At 56.9% G+C, this 23,850-nt stretch carries 19 protein-coding genes and 1 tRNA gene; 9 read left to right on the top strand and 11 right to left on the bottom strand.

Going from position 1 to position 23,850, the window contains the following annotated elements:
* Positions 1-75: 75 nt before the first annotated feature.
* The gene (locus AC6IY8_RS06050) at positions 76-1,506 is read left to right on the top strand and encodes a glutamine synthetase family protein (protein WP_497777836.1); all 1,431 of its coding nucleotides are present in this window, start codon (positions 76-78) and stop codon (positions 1,504-1,506) included.
* A 321-nt stretch (positions 1,507-1,827) separates the two neighbouring features.
* Here the strand turns inward: AC6IY8_RS06050 and AC6IY8_RS06045 are convergent, their stop codons facing one another.
* On the bottom strand, positions 1,828-2,373 hold the full coding sequence (locus tag AC6IY8_RS06045) for an AI-2E family transporter (RefSeq protein WP_497777835.1): 546 nt from the start codon (positions 2,371-2,373) through the stop codon (positions 1,828-1,830).
* Positions 2,374-2,452: 79 nt separating this feature from the next.
* On the opposite strand from AC6IY8_RS06045, the gene purQ reads away from it, so the two are divergent.
* From purQ to AC6IY8_RS06030, 3 genes are all read left to right on the top strand, one after another.
* Positions 2,453-3,151 carry a phosphoribosylformylglycinamidine synthase subunit PurQ gene (gene purQ / locus AC6IY8_RS06040; RefSeq protein ID WP_497777834.1) on the top strand — a complete coding sequence of 233 codons (699 nt, stop codon included), beginning with the start codon at positions 2,453-2,455 and terminating at the stop codon, positions 3,149-3,151.
* Positions 3,152-3,243: 92 nt separating this feature from the next.
* A complete protein-coding gene (locus AC6IY8_RS06035; protein ID WP_497777833.1) occupies positions 3,244-3,807 on the top strand; it encodes a YkgJ family cysteine cluster protein in 564 nt (187 codons plus the stop codon).
* Between the two features lie 78 nt (positions 3,808-3,885).
* Positions 3,886-4,437: a BON domain-containing protein gene (locus AC6IY8_RS06030; protein ID WP_497777831.1), complete on the top strand. Its 552-nt coding sequence runs from the start codon at positions 3,886-3,888 to the stop codon at positions 4,435-4,437.
* Between the two features lie 55 nt (positions 4,438-4,492).
* On the opposite strand, the gene AC6IY8_RS06025 is transcribed toward AC6IY8_RS06030, so the two are convergent.
* The 4 genes from AC6IY8_RS06025 to AC6IY8_RS06010 form a co-directional block, all read right to left on the bottom strand.
* Positions 4,493-5,599 carry a 2-hydroxyacid dehydrogenase gene (locus AC6IY8_RS06025; RefSeq protein WP_497777830.1) on the bottom strand — a complete coding sequence of 369 codons (1,107 nt, stop codon included), beginning with the start codon at positions 5,597-5,599 and terminating at the stop codon, positions 4,493-4,495.
* A 78-nt stretch (positions 5,600-5,677) separates the two neighbouring features.
* A complete protein-coding gene (locus AC6IY8_RS06020) occupies positions 5,678-6,871 on the bottom strand; it encodes a pyridoxal phosphate-dependent aminotransferase (RefSeq protein ID WP_497777828.1) in 1,194 nt (397 codons plus the stop codon).
* A 152-nt stretch (positions 6,872-7,023) separates the two neighbouring features.
* Complete coding sequence (locus tag AC6IY8_RS06015) at positions 7,024-8,007, bottom strand: glycosyltransferase family 2 protein (RefSeq protein WP_497777827.1); 984 nt, start codon at positions 8,005-8,007, stop codon at positions 7,024-7,026.
* Between the two features lie 117 nt (positions 8,008-8,124).
* The gene (locus tag AC6IY8_RS06010; protein WP_497777826.1) at positions 8,125-10,140 is read right to left on the bottom strand and encodes an IPT/TIG domain-containing protein; all 2,016 of its coding nucleotides are present in this window, start codon (positions 10,138-10,140) and stop codon (positions 8,125-8,127) included.
* Between the two features lie 319 nt (positions 10,141-10,459).
* On the opposite strand from AC6IY8_RS06010, the gene AC6IY8_RS06005 reads away from it, so the two are divergent.
* Entirely contained in the window at positions 10,460-11,248 is a 789-nt protein-coding gene (locus tag AC6IY8_RS06005) for a M61 metallopeptidase family protein (RefSeq protein WP_497777825.1), read from the top strand.
* 54 nt (positions 11,249-11,302) lie between these two features.
* Here AC6IY8_RS06005 and AC6IY8_RS06000 read toward each other — a convergent pair whose 3' ends face one another.
* Complete coding sequence (locus tag AC6IY8_RS06000; RefSeq protein WP_497777824.1) at positions 11,303-14,173, bottom strand: glycosyl hydrolase family 28-related protein; 2,871 nt, start codon at positions 14,171-14,173, stop codon at positions 11,303-11,305.
* An 80-nt stretch (positions 14,174-14,253) separates the two neighbouring features.
* On the opposite strand from AC6IY8_RS06000, the gene AC6IY8_RS05995 reads away from it, so the two are divergent.
* Entirely contained in the window at positions 14,254-16,074 is a 1,821-nt protein-coding gene (locus AC6IY8_RS05995) for a glycoside hydrolase family 15 protein (RefSeq protein ID WP_497777823.1), read from the top strand.
* Positions 16,075-16,186: 112 nt separating this feature from the next.
* Here AC6IY8_RS05995 and AC6IY8_RS05990 read toward each other — a convergent pair.
* Positions 16,187-16,263 (bottom strand) — tRNA-Arg (locus AC6IY8_RS05990).
* A 136-nt stretch (positions 16,264-16,399) separates the two neighbouring features.
* Positions 16,400-16,852 carry a hypothetical protein gene (locus AC6IY8_RS05985; protein WP_497777822.1) on the bottom strand — a complete coding sequence of 151 codons (453 nt, stop codon included), beginning with the start codon at positions 16,850-16,852 and terminating at the stop codon, positions 16,400-16,402.
* A 139-nt stretch (positions 16,853-16,991) separates the two neighbouring features.
* Here AC6IY8_RS05985 and AC6IY8_RS05980 point away from each other — a divergent pair, with 139 nt between their 5' ends.
* Positions 16,992-18,059 carry an NADH:flavin oxidoreductase/NADH oxidase gene (locus tag AC6IY8_RS05980; protein ID WP_497777821.1) on the top strand — a complete coding sequence of 356 codons (1,068 nt, stop codon included), beginning with the start codon at positions 16,992-16,994 and terminating at the stop codon, positions 18,057-18,059.
* A 144-nt stretch (positions 18,060-18,203) separates the two neighbouring features.
* On the opposite strand, the gene AC6IY8_RS05975 is transcribed toward AC6IY8_RS05980, so the two are convergent.
* From AC6IY8_RS05975 to AC6IY8_RS05965, 3 genes are read right to left on the bottom strand one after another with little or no spacing between them, the layout of a single operon-like run.
* Positions 18,204-18,614, bottom strand: coding sequence for a prepilin-type N-terminal cleavage/methylation domain-containing protein (locus AC6IY8_RS05975; RefSeq protein WP_497777820.1), 411 nt, complete (start codon positions 18,612-18,614; stop codon positions 18,204-18,206).
* 15 nt (positions 18,615-18,629) lie between these two features.
* Positions 18,630-19,082, bottom strand: a complete 453-nt coding sequence (locus AC6IY8_RS05970) for a type II secretion system protein (RefSeq protein WP_497777819.1) — start codon at positions 19,080-19,082, stop codon at positions 18,630-18,632.
* A gap of 8 nt (positions 19,083-19,090) precedes the next feature.
* Complete coding sequence (locus AC6IY8_RS05965; protein WP_497777818.1) at positions 19,091-21,463, bottom strand: secretin GspD/PilQ domain-containing protein; 2,373 nt, start codon at positions 21,461-21,463, stop codon at positions 19,091-19,093.
* 218 nt (positions 21,464-21,681) lie between these two features.
* Between AC6IY8_RS05965 and smpB the strand changes: the two genes are divergently transcribed.
* Both smpB and AC6IY8_RS05955 read left to right on the top strand, forming a co-directional pair.
* A complete protein-coding gene (gene smpB, locus AC6IY8_RS05960; RefSeq protein WP_497777817.1) occupies positions 21,682-22,209 on the top strand; it encodes an SsrA-binding protein SmpB in 528 nt (175 codons plus the stop codon).
* A 141-nt stretch (positions 22,210-22,350) separates the two neighbouring features.
* Complete coding sequence (locus tag AC6IY8_RS05955; protein WP_497777816.1) at positions 22,351-23,850, top strand: leucyl aminopeptidase; 1,500 nt, start codon at positions 22,351-22,353, stop codon at positions 23,848-23,850.

Genomic DNA, 23,850 nt, shown 5'->3' with positions numbered 1-23,850 from the left:
TTGTAGCTGTTCAGTTCTGCCGTTAACCTATACGTGAATTGCTAAGGCTTCCCCCCACAACTTCCGAGGAGATTCATGCCGAACGAACTGCGCAACTTTTTGACGCTCACTTACGACGAACTGGAAGAACTCAATCTTAAAGCTAAGGAGCAGCGCAAATCCCGCGTTGCAATTGACAAGATTCAGGAAGAGCGGATCAAGTATCTCACTGACGAGAAGCGCATCAAGGCTGTCACCGTGATGTTCAGCGACCTCGAAGGCCGCCTGCACCTGCTTGACTACGACAAGAAGTTCCTGATCAAGAGCTTCGACAACCTCACCTTTGACGGTTCTTCGATTCGCGGCTTTACAGCTCAGCACGAGAGCGATCTTCGCCTCGGGCTCGATTGGTCTTCGTTCTACTGGGTTCCGTCTGATGTCTTTGGCGACGGCAAGGTGATGGTCTTTGGTGAAGTCATCGACAAGCAGGGCTCTCCCTACTCTGGTGACATTCGCGGCGTGCTCAAGAGCTATGCGACCGACCAGTTCAAAAAGAACGATTACACTCTGAACGCCGCCAACGAAATCGAGGGCTTCCTCTTCAATGGTCGCGAAGCCGAGCAGCTGTTCTACAAGACTGGAAAATTTGAGTACGTCGATGCTGGCGGTTACTACCACTCACTGCCTGGCGATCCGCTGCGCCGCTTCATCGACACCGCTGCTGAAGTACAGCGCGCCATGGGCTTCCAGAACGAGAAGGATCACCCGGAAGTCGCTCCGTCGCAATTCGAAATCAATTACAGCTACGGTGATGTAGTTGCTGCCGCCGACCAGATCCAGCTCTACAAGCTCATCTGCCGTCAGGTCGCCAACAACATGGGACTTACCGCTAGCTTCCTGCCCAAGCCCGTCGTAGGCGTAAACGGCAGCGGCATGCACACCAACGTTTCCGTCAGCAAGGGAGGCAAGAACATCTTCTGGGACGCGAATGGCCTGGAAAAGATCAGCTCCTTCGCCTGGGAATTCGTTGACCGCATCCTGACCGCTGGAAACGACATCTGCCTTGTGCTCAACCCCAGCGTCAATGCCTACCGCCGTCTCGATCCGCATTTCGAAGCTCCGAACCAGCTCAAGGCTTCGGCTGTCGATCGCGGTTCCATGGTTCGCATTCCGATCGGCAACGAAAAGAGCGCTCGCGTTGAAGTTCGCGCCGTCGCTCCCGACGCCAACCCGTACATGGTGCTGTTCTCGATCTTCAAGACTGGCCTTGACGGCGAGATCGCGAAGATTGACAACCTGCGCCAGGCGCACCGCTATCTGCCGGACAACATCTACACGGCTATCGATAACTTCCGCGCCTCTGAGTGGATCGGCAAGCTCTACGGAGAAGACGTGAAGGAGCGCTACGCGGAACTGAAGCAGAACTCCGCTGACCGTTGCCCGCGCCTCCTCGGAACCATCGTCAAGAGTGCCGAAGTTCAGTTCCACCATGCGGTTTACAACCAGTTCCTGTGGAACGAGTTCTAAACCACCTCGGGTTAAGCTTCACCAAGACAGAAAAGGCCTCGGCGCAATGCCGGGGCTTTTTTCTGTGCTCATCACTCGATGTTGCCTAAGCTTCCTCTTTGCCAAACTCGGTTTTCTCACCCAAACTGCTCAGGTAAGCAGCCATCATAGCTTTGCAGCCCTTATGGCATCGCACGCACACTCGAAGACCGCATGGAAGCTTTCCCCGTTTTCGTGGACGCTCTGTTACGACGGATAGACCCTGCTGCACCGGATGCTCTTCACTGAGTTTGCTCATGGATCGAGGCTAAGCGCAGCAGTGCACGTGGTCTATGACCGAAATCACAGGCTGCCTCCGTTTTTTCGGTCTTCCGGGGGCAGGATGATCCCCTCGCCTTTCTCCGCGAACTGCTGCTCTCCCGTGGCACGTTCCTTGTTCGGCGCTCCGCGATAGGCGTAGATGATGGCCAGCAGCGGCGGAGCCAGCAGCACTCCCCAGAATGGAAAGATCATACCCAGCAGGATAGGGCAAAAGAGTGAGGCCCAGAAAGGCACTCGATTTTGCCTGCGCATCAGGTAGGGCTGGAGTATCAGGCCATCTATCACCGCGATCGCCGCATATGCTCCCAGGAACCAAAACCAGCGTGTGAGCGGAGCTCCGCTAAAGAGCATTGCGATTGCGGGCCCCAGCAACGACAGTATCGGACCAAAGTGAGGAATGAACTGAAAACCCCCAGCCAGAAGCGCCCAAAACGGAGCCCACGGTACCCTGAGCGCCCATAACACAGCCAGCCACAAGCCTGCCACGATCAGCGAGTCATAGAATTGCGCTCGCAGCCAGTTTCGCAGCGCATTCAGTGTCAGGGTTGCATGATGCTGAAACTGCATCGTCGTTTACTCGTTCTCTCTCAATGCCGTGCTACACAATGCTACACTTGTTATAAGACTCCCGGATTGCGAGCGTGAAATGAAGTTTGGCGTCATTATCTTTCCCGGCAGCAACTGTGACCATGATGCATATTGGGCTTTCAAGGAAGTTTGCGGCCAGCCTGCAACCATGCTGTGGCACGATTCCCAGGATCTCGAGAATTCCGATGTCATCGTCGTTCCCGGCGGCTTCTCGTATGGTGATTACCTGCGTACCGGCGCGATCGCTCGCTTCTCGCCCATCATGCAATCCGTAAAGCGCTTTGCCGACTCGGGTGGTTTGGTAATCGGCATCTGCAATGGCTTTCAGATACTCTGTGAGGCACATCTGCTCCCCGGAGTCCTGCTCCGCAACAAGACTTTGAAGTACATCTGCAAACCCGTCCACCTGCGCGTTGAGAACACGTCAACGCCGTTCACTCAAGGTCTGACCAAGGGCGAAGTGCTCGAGATTCCTATCGGCCACGGCGATGGAAACTACTTTTGCGACGAGCCCACACTTCAGCAGTTACATAAGAACGAGCAGATCATCTTCCGCTACTCCACACCCCCAGGTGAGATCACAGAGGCAGCCAATCCCAATGGTTCTCTCGAGAATATTGCGGGCGTCTGCAACGAAGGCCGCAACGTGCTCGGCATGATGCCGCATCCCGAGCGCGCCAGTGAAGATGTTCTCGGCATGAAGGACGGCCTCCGCCTGCTTCGTTCCCTCGTGGAGAGTGCCGCTGTATCCCGGTAATTATGCAAACGCGCAACTCACGACGTCGCCCAACTCGTCAGAACCTCAGTGAAGCTGAGCTCTTGCGTGGCGAACGCGAGCTGCTTCCAATCGTGAACAATTGGCTTCTCCGCGCCAGCGAGAAAGCTGGTGCTCACCTTGCTTGCCGCCCCGGCTGCTCCCAGTGCTGTATCGGAGTTTTCGCCATTGACCGGCTTGATGCGTTTCGCCTTCAACGCGGATTAAGCGAACTCGCCGACCGCGACTTCGAACGCGCGGAGCGAATCGTGCAGCGTGCAGCCGACTCTCTGGAGCGCACAGTGGATTTCTTTCCCGGCGAAGTCGAGACCGGGATCCTCGATGACTCTGCTGAAGCAGAGGAGGTCTTTGAGGACTTCGCCAATGACGAGCCCTGCCCTGCTCTCGATCCTCAGACTGGCCTTTGCGATCTCTACGCGCATCGCCCCATGACCTGCCGCATCTACGGACCTCCCGTGCGCACTGAGGGCGGACTCGGTGTCTGCGAACTCTGCTTTACCGAAGCCAGCCCTGAAGAGATCATTGCTGCCGAGCTTCCGTTGAACTTCGAAGAGAAGGAAACCGCTCTCAATCGTCAGTTGGAGCAGGTCGTCGGAAAGGGCAAAACGATCGTAGCTTTTGCCCTGCTGGGTGCCTAGCGCAGCACCCCTAGTGCCATCTCGCCGTTAACAAACATCATCCGACCTATTGCAACGAACCTTTTCGTTCAGGGAGGAATGATGAAACTATTAGCTGCAACTGCGCTCAGCGTGGCGCTGATGTTTGGCACGATTGCCTGTTCCAACAAGTCTGCTCCGGAGAAAGCCGCATCGGCCAACAAACTGGATGATTCCCAGATCAAGAACAACCTGAAGCAGGCCAATCTCAGCGACGTCAAAGTTGACGTAAACAATGACAAAAAAGTAGTGACTCTCACCGGTGACGTGAAGAACGACTCGGCCAAGCAGCAGGCTGAAGACATCGCTCGCTCCAACGCCAGCGGCTATGTCGTCGCCAACGAGATCGGTGTTCGCCCTGACAACAACACCACTGCCAAGAAGGTGGATGCGAAGACCGATGATGCAATCAAGGATCACTGGAAGGCCCTTGAAGCCCAGAATAACTGGGGCAACCAGCACATCCGCACCAGCGTAAAGAACGGCGTGCTCACCTTGAAGGGTGATGTGGACACGCCCGCGCAGCGCGAAACTATCGAGCGCTCGGCTGCTCACATTCCCGACGTCCAGCAGGTCGTCAACGAACTTAACGTGAAAAACGCCAGCCGCTAAGCACAGAAAAGAGGCCGGACAGCTCCGGCCTCTTATAACTTCGAGTGCACCCTGCTCACTTCTGAAAAGCTTCCTTATTCACCACGTAAGGCATTTTCGCGTACTCGCTTCCCTCCAGCATATCGATCAGTCCCTGCACGCAGCGGCCGGCCATACCCACGTTCGGGTCTGGATCCAGCCTCGTAGCCACTCCACCACTGGCGAAGTGATGGAACAACCTGCAGCGATCCTCGATTGCTGGGTCTCGTAACGGTGAGTCGGCAGGCAGCGGCTCGCTCTCAAACACATCCAGCGCTGCTCCGGCAATCCAGCCCTCACGCAGAGCCTTTGCCAGTGCCTGTTCATCCACCACCGGGCCTCGCGAGGTATTCACCAGGTAGGCGCTCTTCTTCATCTCGCGCAGAGTGCATTCGTTGATCATGTGAAAGGTTGGCACTTTCGCATCGCCTTCACGCAGCAGAGGCACGTGCAGGCTCACATAATCGGCCTCGCGCAGACACTCATCCAGCTCTGCATAGCGAATCCAGTTCTTCCGTCGCGAGAGGCCCGATTCATGCTTCAGGTCCATTACCTTTTGCATCGACGCCACAAACTTCTCATTGCGATACTCGGCGTCATAGCAGAGCACGTTCATCTCAAATCCCGAGCACTTGGCGATCATCGCCTGCCCGATTCTCCCCGTACCGATCACCGCAATCGTTTTCCCGGTGACTTCATCGCCCAAAAACGGCAGGTACGGATGCCAGAATCCCCAGCGGTTTTCTCTTACTAGTCGCTCGCTCGGCCACAGTTTTCGTGACACTGCCAGCACGATTGCGAACGCAAATTCTGCTGTTGCGTCCGTGAGCACCTCGCTTGTATTCGTAAACGGAATCTTGTGGCGGTTTGCTTCAGTGCGATCGATGTTGTCGAATCCTACGGCAAGTTGAGCGATTCCCTTCAACTTCCCTTTGCCTGCCTCGAAAACCTCACCATCGATTTTGTCGCGTAGCGTTGTAATCAGTCCGTCAATTCCGCTCCGCAACTTCTCCACAATCAATTCATGTGCCGGAGCCTCCGGTCCCGGATAAACTTCAACTTCATAGCCCCGTTTACGCAAAAGCTCGAGGCTGGGCCCGATATCGCAAGTGGCAAACACCCGAAACTTTCTTTCCACGTTCATTCTCTTTCTGCAGCTTGGAATTATGAAGATTGCAAAAGAGCCCGCTCGTAAGCGGGCTCCATGCATTACATCACAAACCTACGTAACATTCTTCGCCGCCCACGCTTCCACGCGATCCAGCGCCTTCTTGATGTTCTCCAGCGAGTTCGCAATCGAGAAGCGCAGATACCCCTCGCCGAATGCTCCGAACGAGGTTCCGGACAGCACCGCCACGCCAGCCTCTTCCAGCAATGCATCCGCCAGCGGCTTCGATTTCCATCCCGTGCCGGTGATGTTGGGGAACATGTAGAACGCCCCTTTTGGTACGCGACAACTGAACCCCTTGATGCCGTTGATGCGCTCGGCGAAATAATCGCGCCGCCTCTTGAACTCCGCATTCATCACGGCGACTGACTCCTGCGGCCCCGTGATCGCCTCAACACCGGCCACTTGCGTAAAGCTCGCCGTGCACGAGTTGGAGTTCGTCATCAAACGTGCAATCTGCTGCGCGAGATCAACCCGCATCACGCCATATCCCATGCGCCATCCAGTCATGGCATAGGTCTTGCTGAATCCGTCCAGCAGTACCACGCGATCGCGCAAATCATCGTAGCTGAACAGCGAATGGTGGTCGCCTTCAAAGATCAACCGCGAGTAAATCTCATCGCTCAGCACCATCACATCGTGCCCGGCAATAATCTTCGCAATCTCCTCGATATCTTCCTTGGTGAGCACGCCGCCTGTCGGGTTCTGCGGAGAGTTCAGGATGATCAGCTTCGTGCGTTCGTTGATCAGCTTCTTCAGCTCTTTCGTATCGAGCCTGAAATCCATCTCCTCGCGCAGTTGAATCGGCACTGGCTTGCCACCCAGGAACTCAATCATTGACTCATAGATCGGGAAGCCAGGATTTGGATAGATCACCTCATCCCCTTCATCCACCAGCGCCATCAGCGTAAAGAAAATGATCGGCTTACCGCCCGGCACTACCACCACTTCTTCAGGAGTTACCTTCGTATGCCGTGTCTTGCCAATCTCATCAGCAATCACCTTGCGCAGATCAGGAAGTCCAGCACTCGGCCCGTAGTGGGTCATGCCATTGTGCAGCGCATCCACTGCGGCTTCCACGATGTTCGCCGGCGTATCAAAATCGGGTTCACCAATCTCCAGATGCACGATATCCCGACCTTTCGCTTCCAGAGCCCGAGCCTTTGCCAAAACTTCAAAGGCAGTTTCAGTGCCCAGGCGCGACATGCGCTGGGCCAGACGTAGTTCAGTATGGATAGCTTTGCTCATCACGAGCCTCCTGTACCCCACCCGCCGACAATTGCTCCCGCGGGAGCCTCGGCGCACTAAGACCGGGGGTATTCTATCCCGCCCTAAGCACCTGCACCACCACAAAAAGAAAGAGCCTGCTCATGAGCAGGCTCCCTCAAAATATGAAAATTCTAGCCGTGGATTTCGCTCTCTTCGCCGGTCTCCGAGCGGATCACTTTCGCCACGCGATACGGCTGTCCTGAGTGCGGCTCATGGAAGTGGCGCACCTGCAGTTCTCCGAGCAAACCCAGTGCCAGCATTTGCACGCCGGCTACCAGCATCACTGCTCCGAAAACAAGCATCGGTCCATGCTCGTCCATCACGTTCAGGTGCCGCACGACTTTTTCGAACATCATCCAAAGCGCGACGAGCATACCTGTTCCAATACCCGCCATTCCAATGCCGCCAAAAAAATGCAAAGGCCGCATCATGTACTTCAGCAGGAACCGTATCGTGATCAGATCGAAGAACACGCGAATCGTTCGCGAAATACCATAGTGCGATGTTCCGCCCTCGCGCTCGATGTTCGTGATGGGAACCTCACACACCTTCGCGCCGTACCACGAAGCCAGCGCCGGTATAAATCTGTGTAGTCCCTCGCCATACAGCGGAATCTCTTCGATCAACTCGCGCGTGTAAGCCTTGTAGGTCGTCCCGAAGTCGTGCAGATCCACGCCGCTTAGCTTTGCCATGGTCCAGTTCGCGCAACGCGAAGGAATGCGCCGCAGCCACAGGTTGTCGACACGCTTCTCGCGCCAACCGCTGACGATATCGTAGCCCTCTTTGAGCTTGGCGATGAATTTCGGAATTTCCGCGGGATCATGCTGCATATCGCCATCCATGGCGATCACATACTCACCCTGCGCATGGTCGAAACCTGCTGCCAGCGCGGAGGTCTGTCCAAAATTGCGGCGCAGCTTTACTACCACGACGCGGCTATCGACGGCTGCAATCTGCACCAGCAGCGGGAACGTGGCATCGCGTGAGCCATCGTCCACAAACACCATCTCAAACGGTTCGCCAACCTGCTCCATCACCGCCTTCAGACGGTCGTAGAGTTCGGTGACACTATCCTGCTCATTGTGGAAGGGGACAACTATCGAGTACTTAGGCACACTATGATTATATCCCGAACACGAACGAATCTCAGGGCATAGCAGGATTCGCCATTCGCAATATTGGTCAGTACCTGCAGTAACCTCTCCGGGCAGAACTGCCGTCGCCGACCAGCCTCATTTCACAACCAGTGTCACAGATACGCTGCTGGTGATCGTTTTTGCCGAGTTCGTTCCCTTCACTGTCAGCTTGAAAGTTCCCTTTGCCGAAGTCCTCGTCCCCACAGACATCTGCGTGCTTCCCGACGTAGTCACCGAAGTCGGCGAGAATGACACCGTAGCGCCCGAGGGTAAGCCGGAAACGCTGAACGTCACCGCCCCCGTGTAGCCATTCTGTGGCGAAACAGTGATGCTGTACGTTGCCGTCGTTCCTTTCGGCACGGTCCTCGAAGTAGGCGACGCGCTTAGCACAAACTTTGGAGCCAGATACGTGTATGCCGAGTTCAGCACTCCGCCGCTTCCGTCCTGATTGCTCACCGCCACACTCACCGTTCCTGCTGCATGCGCCGGAGTGATCACCGAGATTGCCGTAGAGGAACTGCTCGTCACTATCGCCGCAACTCCGTCGAATGTAACAACTGCCCCCGACTGGAACCCCGTCCCGCTGATTGTTACCGCCGTCCCACCATTCGTGGTGCCAGAGTTCGGAGACACACCAGTCACCGTCACCGTGTTTTGCGTGTAGCCAACGGCGTTCGACATCTTGTTTGTAATTGACGCCTGCCCGACTGCCTCCACATAGAAGGTCTGTCCCGATTTCGCAGAAATCGAGCTCAGCGGAACTCCGTGCGTGCCGGCCGGTACCGTTGCCACAAATGACAGGTTCTGCCCGTCGCTCGTGACATAGACCTCGTAATGATCAACAGTGTTCTCATTCCCTGCGCTCGAAAACGTAGGCGTCCAGTTCAGGTTCGTTCCGTCCGTGCTCGCCTGCAAACTCAGGCAGTTGTCGATTCCCGTCTCGATTTCCGTTCCTTCGTCGTAATCGTTCCAGGTAACGAGTTGCATGAATGGCAACTGCTTTGACGCGCCATAATCTCCGTTATGAGTCATCTCGGAAAATGTCTGCAGCCACGTGAGGCCGCACTGCTGGCCCGCGATATTGACCGTAGGCTTCCACGGCGCAAGTGTATTGTCGAACCCCTTCCACGCCGCGCCCCAGGGTTGCAGAAATGGATACTTCACAGCCGTGTCATAGAAATTATCGAGATAAATCAGACCGAAAGGATCATTCGAGCCATACCGGTTGAACCACGCAAATCCTCCATCACTCTCGACATGCGTGAATGCACCGGCATTGCGGAAAATAAACCAAACCAGCGGAGATCCTGTTGTGTACCCGTTGATATGCTGCCGCAGCGAGTGATAGATCGTGTTCCAATCCGGCGACGGATTCGTAAAGCACTCCTCGCAGATAAAGAAGAACACCACCGGGCGCCCTAGCGCGGACGGAGACATATTTGCATCCACGCGCAGATACGCCGGGCTTGGGAAGTAATTCGCGTTCATGTAATCAAAGTCACCTTCAAGTGCATTCAGAATGCAACTCGTCTGGCTCACGCCCCCACCGTTATACGGACACGTACGCGCCACCGATCCCTGATCTTCGGTGATCGCAAACTGCATATTGCACGTCCCGCCGGAGCAGCGTGATTCCAGTTCGCTACGCACAAGTTGCGTCGTGCTTTCCTCAATGGTCTTGTACGGCCCATACCAATCCACAATCGGCCCATTGATTCCGCGTGCCTGCATGTCGTCCATCTGCGCCTTCACCGTTGCGGCGTCGTTCGAGTTATAACCCACCTGTACATGACCATTGCACACGGTGCCCGCGCCTGTTGCCGTGGATCCCGGCTGCATGCAGAACCATGGCTGGAAGGCTGCGTAAATCGCGGTGTTCGCACCGCCGTACTCCAGCGCGTGCATATCCGCATGACTTACCTTTCCAGGTACGCTATTGAATGTCCCGCTCGAACTATCCGACATTCCGCTGAATGCACCGGCACAATATCCACCCACTGCCGTGCACGCCGAGGTATTGTTACCAGTCTCAGCCTGGAGCGTGGTTTGCCCCGTGCCTGGCGAAGACAACAACACAACCACGATCAAGGCCAAACCGCATAACCTGAACATGAAACCAGCACCTCTGTCGGAGTGAAAGTCTTGGAATAGTACAACGCCCAACAGCCGACCGGGTGCTCGCACCAGAAAATCTTGTCTTAATCCGTATCACCGCTGGCCGCTTCACGTGCCTGTCAGCGCCGATGTTAAAACGCACTCGTGCAGCAACTCTGTCTTACTTGCCTCAACATCTCTGCTCAGTTCGTTTACGATTTCTCAATGCTACTTTTCCGCTCTGCATGCCTCACGCTGTTTCTCACCGTGAATCTCTTCGCGCAAACCGGCCCCGCTCAGCACAGCGCGTTAATAATCGCGCGAACAACTCGCCCTCATGGCCATGGCCGACTCCACTCTGCCCGGCCGCACCTGGCGTCCATTGGAAGACACCGCCACCGCGGCGCAACTGCTCTACGACGCTCACCGCGAATTCAGCAACTACCGTCGCGGGCCCGACTTTTATAACGAGGGCGCGCTCATCTGGCTAGAGATCGACACCATCATTCGCCAGCAGAGCGCTGGCAAGCGTTCCATCGATGACTTCGCGCGACTGTTCTTCGGAGGCCAGAATCGCGGCCCCGAACTCAGCACCTACACCTTCGACGATGTAGTGAACTCATTGAACCAGGTGCAGCCGTACGATTGGCGCACCTTTCTCACCAAGCGCATCGTCGATGTCGCGCCCAATCCTCCTCTCGCCGGAATCTTCAACAGCGGATGGAAGCTCATCTACAACGATCAGCCCAACTTAATCGAAAAACTTCAGCACAGCGCAACTTTTAACGCCGCCGCCTCGATCGGCCTTCTCCTCTCGAAGGACGGCATCGTTTCCGACGCCATTGAAGGGGGCATCGCCTCCCAACATGGCGTCGGCCCCGGAATGCGCATCATCGCCGTGAATTCGCGCAAGTATACGAGCGAAGTCCTCCTCGCCGCAATTCGCGAAGCACAACATTCACACACGCCGATTGAATTGTTAGTGGAGAACACCGACTACTACCGAACCGTCTCGCTCGAATACTACGATGGCCAACGTCACCCACATCTTGTTCGCGATGAGAGCAAGCCTGACCTGCTGAGCGACATTCTTAAGCCCCGCGCCACATCCACCGCGAAGCACTAACAAGTGCGTCCCACTCCGGCCACTTCTTCATGCCGGGTGGGACGCTCCACTGCGCTAGTCGTTATGCAACTGATACAGCGCTGTTCTGCCGAGGATGAATAACGTCTTTCCATCCTTGCCGCCGAATGCCACCTGAATCGGTCTCTCCGGCACCTCGATTGTTCGGATGCGCTGCCCCGCAGGATTATGAACGTACACCTGGCCTGCGACCAGATACACGTTGCCGTCCGCATCCGTTGTGACGCTCTCACCGCCGTCGTTGGCCAACAACTTCAGATTCGACATCGTGCCGTCCTCTGCGACATCGGCCTTCCAAGTCATTTCTTCCGATTCGCTTGTGAAGTAGAACGGCTTTCCCGCCCGTGCTGGTTGCAGTGCAAACGCCCGCAGCACATCGCTGCTCTTCACTCCCCAACTCGTCGCGCCTGTCACAAAACCTTCCGTTGCAGAGATGAACGTCGTTCCATCCGGCGAGACATACTGGCGAGTCCTCGCCAGTGGTGCACCCTCGTCATTCCGCTGCAATAGCCATTCCCCGCTCGGAAGCACCGCAGTGGCACCAGGCCTCGGCACCGCTGACTCAGCTTGCAGGAAACTGATCTCGCTTCCAGCTTCCTCCGGCTTAAACGTGTACACCACGCCCGTTCCTGCCGACGACACCACCATCAAATTCCCCGCCCTATCGAAGGCCAGGTTCATCGGGTCGAGCGGCGCATCGCGAACAATCGTCAACTGCTTCCCTTTCGCATCCCAGCGATAAATGCGCTGCCACTTCGCATCCACGAAGTAGAAATCTCCATTCGGAGCCACTGCTCCACCCGATGCGTTGTAGAAGCCACTCGCAAGCTTCTCAAGATGTGCGCCTGCCGTCTGCGAGAGGCGTTCCTCACCGCGAATCACCAACGAAGCAAAGTCTCGCTTTCGCACCTCCGCACCGGAAGTCTGGTCATACACCGCGTCGTCAAACGACACTTTGCTATTGCTGTCGCAATGCACATTCAGGATTCTTATATCGTGCGAGTTCGAAACCTTCACGCCCCAAGCAAACGGCTGAAACGAACTGATCACGCGATACATGTGGAGGTTCGCAACTGTGATGTTCTTCGCGTTATCGATTTCGAGTGGCAGCGCAAATCCGCTCTCGCCGCGCTCCTCCTCCGTCTGCAATGCATAGATCTTCCAGTTGGAAACATTTCGCAACTGCACTTCATTGCGCACGTGGTGCTCGCTTGAAATCTCATACATGCGACCTTCCGTCGTCGTATTCGAAACCAGCACTCCTGCCTGCGCAAACGTAGAGGGCGTCCAAATATCGAAGAACGTTCCGCCGCCACCGTTCGTAACCCATAGGCTTGGATACTGCCCATCCCATCGCCTCGTGAGGTCGGGGTCTGCCGTGTGATTGTTGTTATAGGGATTCCCGCCGCTGCCGTGACCACCGAGGAATCGCACATCGTTCATCAGCGAATTCGCTCCCGCCATCCACTTCACGCCGACTGCGCGCGGATTGATTGCGTTCGTGTTCACGCCAATGCTAACCACCACATTCGTCCCGCCGCTCGGAGCCTCAATCACCGGCTTCGGATTCCCAACTCCCTGAAAGGCTGCTGTGCGATCCAACAGTGTTATGCGCGTCGCACTCGGATGCATGCCAATCAGCACTGTGTCTGTTCGCAAAGTCACCGTGTCGCTCACCACGTAGTCGCCCATCGGGACGTAGATCGCCTTGTGCTTTGCAATCGCCTCACGAAACACGGCCGTGTCATCCGTTACGCCATCGCCCTTTGCTCCAAGATCGCGAACATTCACCCAAGACGACATCGCAGGCAACGGAATCAGATCCGATTTCGCCTCTTGCGGCATCTTCCCAAGCGGCGCAGCCGCAAACGAACTGCTCACCTCGGGCAGATCGCGCATGCTCTTGAATGTGAGTCCGTGCGAGAACGCGCTCATGCGATAAATCTCTCCCGGCGCGCTGAATCTCTTCCCGCTTTCACGCAACACAGCAAACACGGGAGTCTTGCGGCACACCACATCTTCCATGTTGATCTGCGTCACCGGATTCTGCTCACGGCTAATGATCACCCCTGCGCGGCTCACATCATCCATCACCGCGTCTTTAATCCAAAGCTGATCGGAGTACCCATCGTCAATCGAAATTGCCACAGGCAATTTTGCAAAGTGCGGACGAATCAGTGTCAGTCCTGCTTCTGTCTCGCGAATCGCCGCCTCGCTCTGTCCTTCGAACCACGTATCCACCGCCGTCGTCTGCCATCCCGGCGAAGGCTTGCGCGTCCAGATTCCGTACTGCCCGCCGTAGAACCGCAGGTCCTCCAGCGCATTCCCCGTGTTGTGAATGCCCGCTATTCCCGAGCGCAACCGGAAATCCATATGAGCCAGGAAGCAGTGCTGCGCATATGTTCCGCGCACTCCCACCGCGCCAGGATTCCCCGCCGCAATCTCGATATCGATATTCGACATTGCCGAATAGAATGTACCCGGCGTCGCGTCCGGCGGTCGTTCACCGTCCTTCAATCTCTCCGGTCGCCGGCCCGCGAAGTACACCATGTAATTTTCGTGTTCCTTGTCCTGGTATCCCGGAGTATTCTCCGCCAGCACAAACACAGGCCGCTTCTCTCCATACCCAATCAAGCGGATTGATGGCCAGACATAGATTGTCTTCGTGATTCGATATCGACCCTCGGGAATGAAGACCACTCCGGCGCGAGTCGTCTCCTGCACCTTATCGATGGCCTTCTGAATTGCGTCAGACGCATCTGCTGTTCCGTCTGCCCTCGCCCCGAACTGCTCAGGCGTTAGATAAATAGCTTTCGGATCGTTTGGGCGAGCGGTGTAGTAAGAACCTGCCCACGCGCACACCGGTAGCGAGAGGATGAGTATCAGTGCAAATATTCGTGTCCGCATAATTTGCAGAAATCTTACCACTCGTGAGTCTCACAATCTCACATCGTCCGCCGAAAGCGCATCGTACCCTGTATCCTCACATGAGAATCGAAGACTATGCCCTCATCGGCGACTGTGAATCCGCAGCATTGGTCGGACGCAACGGATCCATCGACTGGCTCTGCTGGCCATATTTTTCATCCGGGGCTTGTTTCGCCAGCCTTCTCGGGACAAAAAAGAACGGGTACTGGTTGCTGGCTCCCCGGGACAGCATCGTTCGCTCAACGCGCTGCTATCAATCGCACACACTAATCCTCGAGACCACGCACGAAACCGCCGATGGTGTCGTCTCCGTCATCGACTTCATGCCGCCTCATCACAAGCACTCACGCCTAGTCCGCATTGTTAAATGCGTCCTAGGCCGCGTCGCCATGCGCAGCGAGTTCGCCATTCGCTTCAACTACGGAAATGCAGTCCCATGGGTCACGCGCACTCCTTCCGGCATTCGAGCCGTTGCAGGCCCCGATGCTGTCATCCTCGACACAACCGCCCCACTCAAGGGAGAGGATCTTAAAACCATCAGCGAATTCGAAGTTCAAGCCGAAGAATCCGTCTCATTTGTCCTCACCTGCCTAACCTACGGCGACTATCGCGACGAAGACCCACCACACCCCTTCGACCCTGATCAGGCTCATCAGCAGACCCGCGATTTCTGGGAGCAATGGACATCCACCTGCAGCTACAACGGCAAGTATCGAGAGACTGTTTTGCGTTCTCTCATCACGCTCAAGGCGCTCACCTTCCGCCCCACCGGCGGCGTCATCGCTTCCCCTACCACCTCACTGCCCGAGAATCTAGGCGGTGTACGTAACTGGGACTATCGCTATTGCTGGCTGCGCGACGCTACCTTCACCCTGCTCGCGCTCATGAATGGGGGTTACTACGACGAGGCGAGTGACTGGATGCATTGGCTTCGCCGCACCGTCGCCGGAAGCCCCGACCGCGTGCAGATCATGTACGGCATTGCTGGCGAGCGCATGCTCACCGAACGCGCCATCCCCTGGCTCTGCGGCTACGAGAACTCTTATCCCGTACGCGTCGGCAACGCCGCTTCCGAGCAGCTCCAGCTCGATATTTACGGCGAGGTACTCGATGCCTCTTATTGGAGCTACAGCAAACTCGGGCACGTTGCTGCCGACGAGTTCCATCTCCTTAGCCTTCTTGTCGAGCATCTTGAAACCATCTGGGAGAAGCCTGATCAGGGCATATGGGAAGTCCGTGGCGGTCCGCAGCATTTCACATATTCCAAGGTGATGGCATGGGTAGCTTTCGATCGTGCCTTAAAAATCGCAGCCATCTGCAAAATGCAGGCTCCCACCGAGCGCTGGGAGAAAGTCCGTGACACCATTCACCGCCAGATTTGCGACCGCGCCTTCAACCACAAGTTGAATACCTTCGTGCAGTCCTACGACTCCGACCAACTCGACGCCTCGCTGCTGCTCATGACTCTCGTCGGCTTCCTTCCTCCAGAAGACCCTCGCATCCGCAGCACAGTTCAGGCCATCGAGCGCCATCTCATGCAGGATGGCCTCGTGCTTCGCTACGACACATCGCGCACCGACGACGGACTACCCGGCTCGGAAGGCAAGTTTCTCGCCTGCAGTTTCTGGCTCGTCGCCAACCTCCACCTCGTCGGACGCCAGCAAGACGCCATCCAGCTCTTCGAGCGGCTGCTCTCATTGACGAACGATGTAGGACTACTCGCCGAAGAATACGACACTGCCAGACACCGGCTTGTCGGCAATTTCCCGCAGGCTCTCTCGCACATCTCCTTGGTCGGAGTCGCATCCCTGCTTACCCATCCCGAGCGACCACAACGCCACCACGCCGGCCACACCAACGCAAGCCATCGCAAATCATGATTCGAGGAACCAGGGTGAAAGGTGGTGGAAGGTGGCCCAGAGTCGGCGTCTTTCCGACTCTGGGTAGGCTCTCACAACAAAAGCCGCCACTTACGGGCGGCTCTAAGAACTCTGGTAGCCCCGGGCAGATTCGAACTGCCGACCTCCGGTTTAGGAAACCGCTGCTCTATCCAGCTGAGCTACGGGGCCACGAAGATTCGTGTGCCGGGCGGCACACCTTCAGCTCGTATTCTAGCAATGTTGGGGAGTAGCTGTCGCTGCGGAAAATTCAGACATGCCGCCCCACACCGCGCCTCTGCAGAACGATGTGGGGGCCGAATCGAACCTATATTGTGCGAGAGGCGATCGTCGAATCCTTCGGAGTCGCCACGACGTCATCTGGCGACTTGTCCTCATCTTTGTCTTTTTCCTGATCGTCCACTTCCGACGCGTGATGAGCGATCACCTCCACGCGCGACGCGGTCCACTCGCCGCTCTTCGCATCCACCAGTGCTGTCACGCGTACCTCTGTGCCGGGGACCAGCGATTTCCTTGCTGGTTGCAGCCTGTCGCCCGAGGGCACATTTGAGTCGTACACAACGGCAGCCCGCGCCAGGATTACGCGGCGCACGTTTCCATCGCGCCCCATCAGGTAGATCGTCCCACTCGAACGCTCTCCCCGCGGCGGGCGCACTACTTCGCCCCGGAAGCTTCCTTGTGCTCCAGCCCACATTCCAGGAGCGAGCAACATGACCCAGACGAACGAAATAAGCGCCAGACGTAATCCTTTTCGCCTCATTCCTCATACGATGCTGCCGTCCGAAATCCGGTGCGCCATTTTGCTGCAAATTCCACAGTAGCTCGCGCGATTCATTCAGCAGCACTCAATCCTGCTCTGCGATCTGAAGCTTCTCTGTTCCTGTATCATCCATTAGGTTATGAACCTGTTCGACTCGATTCAAATTCGCGATATCCATTTCCGCAATCGTGTTGCCGTCTCACCCATGTGCGAGTACTCCAGTGAAGACGGTTTCGCCAACGACTGGCATCTTGTTCACCTCGGCACCCGCGCCGTTGGAGGCGCCGGAACGGTCATCACCGAAGCCAACGCCGTACTCCCCGAAGGCCGCATCAGTCCTGCCGATCTCGGTATCTGGAAAGATGAACACATCGAGGGACTCGCGCGCATCGTTCACTTTCTGCACAAGCACGGCTCCGTAGCCGGAACACAGCTTGCCCATGCCGGATTCAAGGCCTCCACCGACGTCCCTTGGCACAACCAAGGTAAGCCGGTTCCGGTCGCAGAAGGCGGATGGCGGCCAACTTATTCATCCACCAATAAGCCTTTCAGCCCTGAATCCATCCAGCCAGAGGAACTCACCATCGAAGGCATCGCACGCGTGACCCGAGCCTTTGCCGACGCCGCCGTACGTACACTCGACGCCGGATTCGATCTCATCGAGATTCACGGCGCACATGGCTACCTCATCCACGAGTTCCTCTCGCCACTCGTCAATTCGCGCACCGATCAATACGGCGGTACCTTTGAGAACCGCACTCGCATCCTGCGCGAAGTCGTCGAAGCCGTCCGTAAAGTGTGGCCCGAACGCCTGCCTCTCTGGTTGCGCATCTCCTGCTCTGATTGGACTAAGGGAGGCTGGACCATCGAAGACTCCATCGCGCTCGCCCGCCAGGTGAAGCCGCTTGGCGTCGATCTCATCGACTGCTCTTCTGGAGGCATCGTACCCACCGCCAAGATTCCGCTCGGCCCCGGCTACCAGACGCCATTTGCCGAGCGTGTTCGCCGCGAAGCAGGCATTCTCACCGGAGCTGTCGGCATGATCACATCTCCCGAGCAGGCGCAGCACATCGTAGCCACGGGACAGGCCGACTTCGTACTGCTTGCACGCGAGCTCCTGCGCAATCCCTACTGGCCGCTTCACGCAGCACACGTCCTCAAGCAGGATGCTCAATGGCCCAACCAGTACCTGCGCGCCCGCTTCTAGGATCACGTCTTTAACGCAAAACAAAAAACCACGTCACCTTCGAGGTGACGTGGTTTTCTTTTCCATTTCTACGCTGTTGCTTCAAATCGGCTGCCTAGGTTCGCGCCCGCCTTTTGGCGGACAACTTGGAGATACGTCAGCGTCCTACCAGGTGTTGTACGCTGTTCCTTCCGTTGAGTTCGCGCTGCTTCCGCTATGCACATCGACAATACCTGGCTCGGTCTGGTCGATAGCCATCAACGAATCCTCCTGCACCGGAACCCATGTTTCCGTCGAGTTCGTCATTGGATCCTTCGGCACCGACTTGATATACCCAGCCTGCACCAGGTCCTGCAGTGACTGTGGCGCTTTCTGCTTGTCCAGCGTGTATTGATCGATGCTGCTCCGCAACGTGAACAGGTCATTGCGCAGCACTGCTTCGCGTGCCCGCCACACCGAGTGCTGGTAACTCCCCACAGCAATCGAAGCCAGGATGCTGATGATCGCGATTACGATGATCAACTCGATCAGCGTGAATCCCGCCGTCCTCCCGTGTTTCGATTGCCTGATCTTCATTCGCATTCTCTCGCCTTACCAGTCCGAGTACTTCGTGCCGTCCAGGGCAGTGTCTCTCGATTTCGTGTACACATCAAACACCGACTGCCCGCCCCATGAGTCCGATGTTGGATCGTCCTGCATTGAGCGCATTCCCCATTCCGTGCTGTGCGTCATCGGGTCCATTGGGATGTGGCGCAGGAACTTCACAGTTTTCCCGCCCACGTCCACGCCCTTCACCAGCGTTTCCAAATCCGGCGGATACCCTTCGCTGCCCAGCTTCACCTGGAACGCTCCTCGGTCGGCCGCGTCTTTATAACGATCAATCGCGTCCCGCATTTGCCACAACGCCGCGCGCAATTCCTTTTCCCGCTCGCGTTTCACCACCGTGCGGGATATCGGCAGCACCATCGTCGCAAGGATCGACATAATCGCAATTGCCACGATCAATTCGACCAAAGTCATTCCGCGCTGCCGACGACTGAACATTATTTCTCCTACCGCACGTTGATGATTGCCTGCGAGCCGCTGGCTTCAATCGCGCCCATATTCGGATCTCGCAATGTGGACTTCCCTACCGTCAGCGTTCCCTGCCCAGCTGCCTTCGCCACAAATGTCAGCGTAAACAGCGGCCCTGACGGAGTGATTCCATTCGACCCCGGCGGCCTCATCAGCGAAACCTGTAATGTTCCCTTTTCGGCATCGTCTCGATGCACCAGGGCCACCGCAGCTCCGTCCTTTGACAAAGCTCCCGCATTTGAGACGTTCACAAACTGCAGCACCTTCGGGTCGTAGCTGATTTGCACCGGAACGGTAAACACATTTTGCCCGCCATTCAACGTCACATTCACCGCAAACGTCCCGCCCGCTGGCTGGTTCACAATCGGCGGGTCGAGACTGAGCACCGGACCTACATTCGCCGCTCTTGAGAGAGCCACATTGGCCGCCGCTGGTATTGCTGATCCTGCCGCAGGAGCATTCGCCCCCATCGGAACACTGGCAGCCACCTGCGGAGTCTCTCCTCCCGGCCTTGGCGTCACGACAGAGGTCGGCGTTCCGCTCGGCACTGGAGTCGGCGCAGGAGGCGCCACTGCCGGAGCCTTCGACGTACGGTGCACCTCGACCACGTTCTGCGTGCCGATATCCACCGGCCTGATGTTCAGGTCCTCAACATCGATCCGTCTTACCACGTGCGGCATCAACGCAAATACCGTCTCGTTGTCGGTTTTCTGCCTTTGTCCCTGTCCAAACAGGTACTTCAGGATCGGGATCTGCGAAACCCACGGTAGGCCGCTCATGTTCTGCACATCGTCGTGCTCCAAGATGCCGCCAATCAGGTTTACTTCGCCATCCCGCATGCGCATTTCATGGTCAATCTTCCGCTGCCCAATTACTGGCTCCGTCAATCCGCCAATGTTCTGGTAGCTGTCGATGGCCGAAACTTCGATTGCCAGCTTCATGCTGACTTCGCCGTTGCTGTGGATGTGCGGCGTCATCTCGATGTTCACGCCCACGTCCTGATATTGGAACTGCGTCTGCGTCAGCGCCGTCGCCGTCAACGTGGAGCTCGACGTACCCACCGCAATCGGCACGCGTTGGCCAATCTTCAACGTGGCTTTCTGCCCATCCACCGACCTCATCTGTGGACGCTGAATCACCTTCGTGTTGCTGTCCGTCATCAAGAACGCGACGCTTGAGGATGGAATCGATATCGCAAAATCCCGCGCCGTAAGGCTAGAAAGATCATTCAACGTTAGGCCGGAACTAGATGTGCTCGTCGTCGTACCAGTAGTGGTCGTTGTCCCCGTCGTCGTTGTTCCGCTTGTAACCGAAGGACTCTGGAACGTGATCGTCGGATTCGTCGTACCACCCTGGAACGGATACTGGATACCAAGCTGTTTCAGCTTGTTCTTACTGACCTGCATTACGACAATGTCAACCACTACCTCGGACTTCGCCTTGTCCAGGTTGTTGATCAACAGCTCGGCCAGCGCCACTTGGTCCGGAGTTCCGCGCATCACGATAATGTTCTGCGACGGAAACTGCTGCACGCGTTCCACGCGCAGGATCGTGCGGATCAGGTTCGCCACGTCCTGCAATTCAGCGACGGTCGAGAAGTTGTTCAGGTAGAACGTGCGCAGCACCTGCTGCTCAATGTCATTGCGCTTCTGCTGCGTATCCTGAGCCACGTAGATCGTGTTCGGCGTCACCGGACGCCAGAAGGTTCTCGATTGCAGCGCGACGACCTTCAGTGCCTCATCCAGCGCAACCGATGTCAGATCGACGCGAATTCGGCGCGACACATAATCCGGATCGAACAGCACATTGATGCCCGCCAGCTTGCCAATCGTCTCATAGACCGTCTTTGAATCTTCAGCCAGCTTCAGCGTCAGTGGAGTCTGCGAAATCGGGGCCAGTTGTACCGGCCCCCCCACGTTTGACGCCATATCGCTCAACCCTTCCTGGGGAGCGCGCGACGTCGGTGCGTTAGGTTGTTGCGCCTTGTCGATCAGTCTCTGCGTGCGCTTGATTTCCTGCTGTGCGATGCCGCTCGACGGGTCGATCGAGATCGCCAACTGGAATTCCTTCATCGCTTCTTCCAGTTTGCCGGAGTCGCGCAGCATCTGCCCTTTGTGCACGTGTGACGCCGCCGCCAGAAACTTCGTGCGCTCGTACGACGAGCGCAATTGCACGTCTTCCGGATGCAGGTCGTAGGCCTGCTTGAAATACTGATAAGCCTCTTCGTACTGCTGCCGTGCTTCGGCTTGCTGTCCTTTGGAGTAGAGCGATTTCGCCTTGTCGGCAACTGCAGGAAGCGTAGAAATGATGGCTACCAGCAGGACCAGGCAACCGCATTGGAACCGTTTCATCGCAATCCTTTAAGAACGGGATTTCCCTCCGCGGGCAGCGCCCTGAAGGTGGCCCGCGTCAGCGGGCAAAACTCTTTCTTCACCGGGCCGATTATAGCATCGGAGTACATTGCAATCGCCCTGCTCTCCGAACACGCTGTGTTAGGATACAGAATTCGCAACCGAGCGCAAGTGCGCTCCGAATTGAGACATTTGCTTCCAATTAGCAGGATCCCAGCATGGCCCGCAATCAAACGCAATTAACGCAGCCCAACAAGCCGAAGAATGTCAAACGCGATCCGGTCGCCAGCGGCGAACGCGATGCCTGCGTCAACCGTGCCGCCGGACATGACTACTTCCTTCTCGAACGCTACGAAGCTGGCATCGCCTTGCGCGGAACCGAAGTCAAATCCATCCGCGCCGGTCAAGCCAATCTCAAGGACTCCTACGGGCTCGTGAAGGACGGAGAGCTTTTTCTCCTCAACGCCCACATCGGCCCCTATGCGCCCGGAGCCCAGTTCAATCACGACTCTCTGCGCACCCGCAAGCTTCTGGTGCATCGCGTCCAATTGCTCAAGCTGCACGCCAGCATCCAGCAAAAGGGACTGACACTCATCCCCACACGCATGTATTTCAAGAACGGCCGTGTCAAAGTCGAGATCGCCGTTGCCAAAGGCAAACAACTCTGGGATAAGCGCGAAACCGAACGTCGCCGCACCGCCGACAAAGAAGCTCGCGACGCCATCACCCGCAGCCGAAAACAATAACCGGCGCCCACATCGCCGAGATTCAGAATGGTGGCTCACATCCAATCTTTTGGCGAATGTGGGAGCAGGCGAATCTGAGAATCGGCATTCATTGAATTACACAAGCTCGCGTCTCAAAAGAATCCTGTTAGAGAGGTTCAAATGAAGATCGTATTGTCCTCTACCGCTCCTTCCGCCATCCAAACCGAACTTCTTGTCCTTGCCGTTGCCGACAAAGGCGATAAGACTCCTGCACCGGAACTCCTGACGACCGATTCCAAACTGCAGACCCTCGTCGCGCCGCTCATCTCCGCCTCCGACATCACTGGCAAGTTCATGGAAACCGTCTGGCTGCTCGCCCCCACCGGCGTATCCGCCAAGCGCATTCTGTTCGTCGGCGGAGGCAAGCGCGAAAAGCTTTGCACCACCGAACTTCGAAAGCTCGCCGGAACCGCTGCCCGCGCCGCCAAGGCCAAGAACATCAAGTCTCTCGCGCTCGTCCTTCCAGAACTCGTTGAGATCCCCGCTGCGGCCCAGTCGGCTGCAGAGGGCCTCATCACGGGAAACTTTGACGTGGACACCTATCGCAGCGACCGCAAAGATCAGCAGCTCACCGACGTCACGCTCGCCATCCCCGGCTCAGCCGACGAAAAGGCCACTGCGCGGGCCGTCACCGAAGGCACCATCCTCGCCGAATCGCAGAACCTCACGCGCAGCCTCGCCCTCGAGCCTAGCAATCTGATGACGCCCTCCATCCTCGCCGACCGTGCGAAGGCCATGTGCGCTGAAACCGGCCTCGCCTGCGAGGTCTATGGCCCCGACAAGCTCCGCGAACTCAAGATGGGTGCTTTCCTCAGCGTCTCGCAGGGTGCAGGAGAAGAGCCGCGCATGGTCGTCATGCGTTACGAGCCTGCCAACGCGCCCGCCTCGCCCGTTCTCGGACTGGTGGGCAAAGGGATCACCTTCGACACCGGCGGCATCAGCATCAAGCCCTCCGACGGCATGGAGAAGATGAAGTACGACATGTGCGGCGCCGCCACCATGATCGGAGCCATGCGCGCCATCGCCTTGCTCAAGCCCAACGTGCGCGTCATCGCCATCCTCTGCGCCACCGAAAACATGCCTGACGGTAAGGCGCAGAAGCCCGGAGACGTGCAGTTCGCCATGAACGGCAAGTCCATTGAGGTCATCAACACCGACGCCGAGGGGCGCCTCGTTCTCGCCGACGGCCTTTGCTACGCCCGCCAGCTCGGAGCCACGCACCTCATCGACGCCGCCACTCTTACCGGAGCCGTCGTCGTCGCCCTCGGATATCACAATGTCGGCATCTTCACCAACAACGACGATTTTGCCGACGATTTCATCGATTCGACCATTCGCGCCGGAGAAAAGATGTGGCGTCTCCCTGTCGATCAGGATTACTTCGACCACATCCGCTCCGAGATCGCAGACATCAAGAACACCGGCGGTCGTTACGGCGGAGCCATCACTGCTGCGATGTTCCTCAAAGAGTTTGTCGAAGACAAGCCCTGGCTGCACCTCGACATCGCAGGCACTGCTTGGCTCGAAGAGAACAAATCCTGGATGCCGAAAGGCCCAAGCGGTGTCGCCGTCCGCTCCCTCGTGGACTTCGCCCGCCACTTCGCTCCCACAAGTAAGTAG

It is taken from the genome of Koromonas soli (genome assembly GCF_059726265.1).
The sequence above is the reverse complement of the archived record's forward strand: the minus strand, read 5'-3'. Positions and strand labels throughout refer to the sequence as shown.

Bases quoted from the DNA above. Each gene is read 5' to 3' on its own strand.
- AC6IY8_RS06000 (WP_497777824.1), bottom strand. From the start codon at position 14,173: ATGCGGACACGAATATTTGCACTGATACTCATCCTCTCGCTACCGGTG.
- purQ (WP_497777834.1), top strand. From the start codon at position 2,453: ATGAAGTTTGGCGTCATTATCTTTCCCGGCAGCAACTGTGACCATGAT.
- AC6IY8_RS06030 (WP_497777831.1), top strand. From the start codon at position 3,886: ATGATGAAACTATTAGCTGCAACTGCGCTCAGCGTGGCGCTGATGTTT.
- AC6IY8_RS05965 (WP_497777818.1), bottom strand. From the start codon at position 21,463: ATGAAACGGTTCCAATGCGGTTGCCTGGTCCTGCTGGTAGCCATCATT.
- AC6IY8_RS06005 (WP_497777825.1), top strand. From the start codon at position 10,460: ATGGCCATGGCCGACTCCACTCTGCCCGGCCGCACCTGGCGTCCATTG.
- smpB (WP_497777817.1), top strand. From the start codon at position 21,682: ATGGCCCGCAATCAAACGCAATTAACGCAGCCCAACAAGCCGAAGAAT.
- AC6IY8_RS06020 (WP_497777828.1), bottom strand. From the start codon at position 6,871: ATGAGCAAAGCTATCCATACTGAACTACGTCTGGCCCAGCGCATGTCG.
- AC6IY8_RS05980 (WP_497777821.1), top strand. From the start codon at position 16,992: ATGAACCTGTTCGACTCGATTCAAATTCGCGATATCCATTTCCGCAAT.
- AC6IY8_RS06050 (WP_497777836.1), top strand. From the start codon at position 76: ATGCCGAACGAACTGCGCAACTTTTTGACGCTCACTTACGACGAACTG.
- AC6IY8_RS06025 (WP_497777830.1), bottom strand. From the start codon at position 5,599: ATGAACGTGGAAAGAAAGTTTCGGGTGTTTGCCACTTGCGATATCGGG.
- AC6IY8_RS05985 (WP_497777822.1), bottom strand. From the start codon at position 16,852: ATGAGGCGAAAAGGATTACGTCTGGCGCTTATTTCGTTCGTCTGGGTC.
- AC6IY8_RS05955 (WP_497777816.1), top strand. From the start codon at position 22,351: ATGAAGATCGTATTGTCCTCTACCGCTCCTTCCGCCATCCAAACCGAA.
- AC6IY8_RS06045 (WP_497777835.1), bottom strand. From the start codon at position 2,373: ATGCAGTTTCAGCATCATGCAACCCTGACACTGAATGCGCTGCGAAAC.
- AC6IY8_RS05995 (WP_497777823.1), top strand. From the start codon at position 14,254: ATGAGAATCGAAGACTATGCCCTCATCGGCGACTGTGAATCCGCAGCA.
- AC6IY8_RS05975 (WP_497777820.1), bottom strand. From the start codon at position 18,614: ATGAAGATCAGGCAATCGAAACACGGGAGGACGGCGGGATTCACGCTG.
- AC6IY8_RS05970 (WP_497777819.1), bottom strand. From the start codon at position 19,082: ATGTTCAGTCGTCGGCAGCGCGGAATGACTTTGGTCGAATTGATCGTG.
- AC6IY8_RS06010 (WP_497777826.1), bottom strand. From the start codon at position 10,140: ATGTTCAGGTTATGCGGTTTGGCCTTGATCGTGGTTGTGTTGTTGTCT.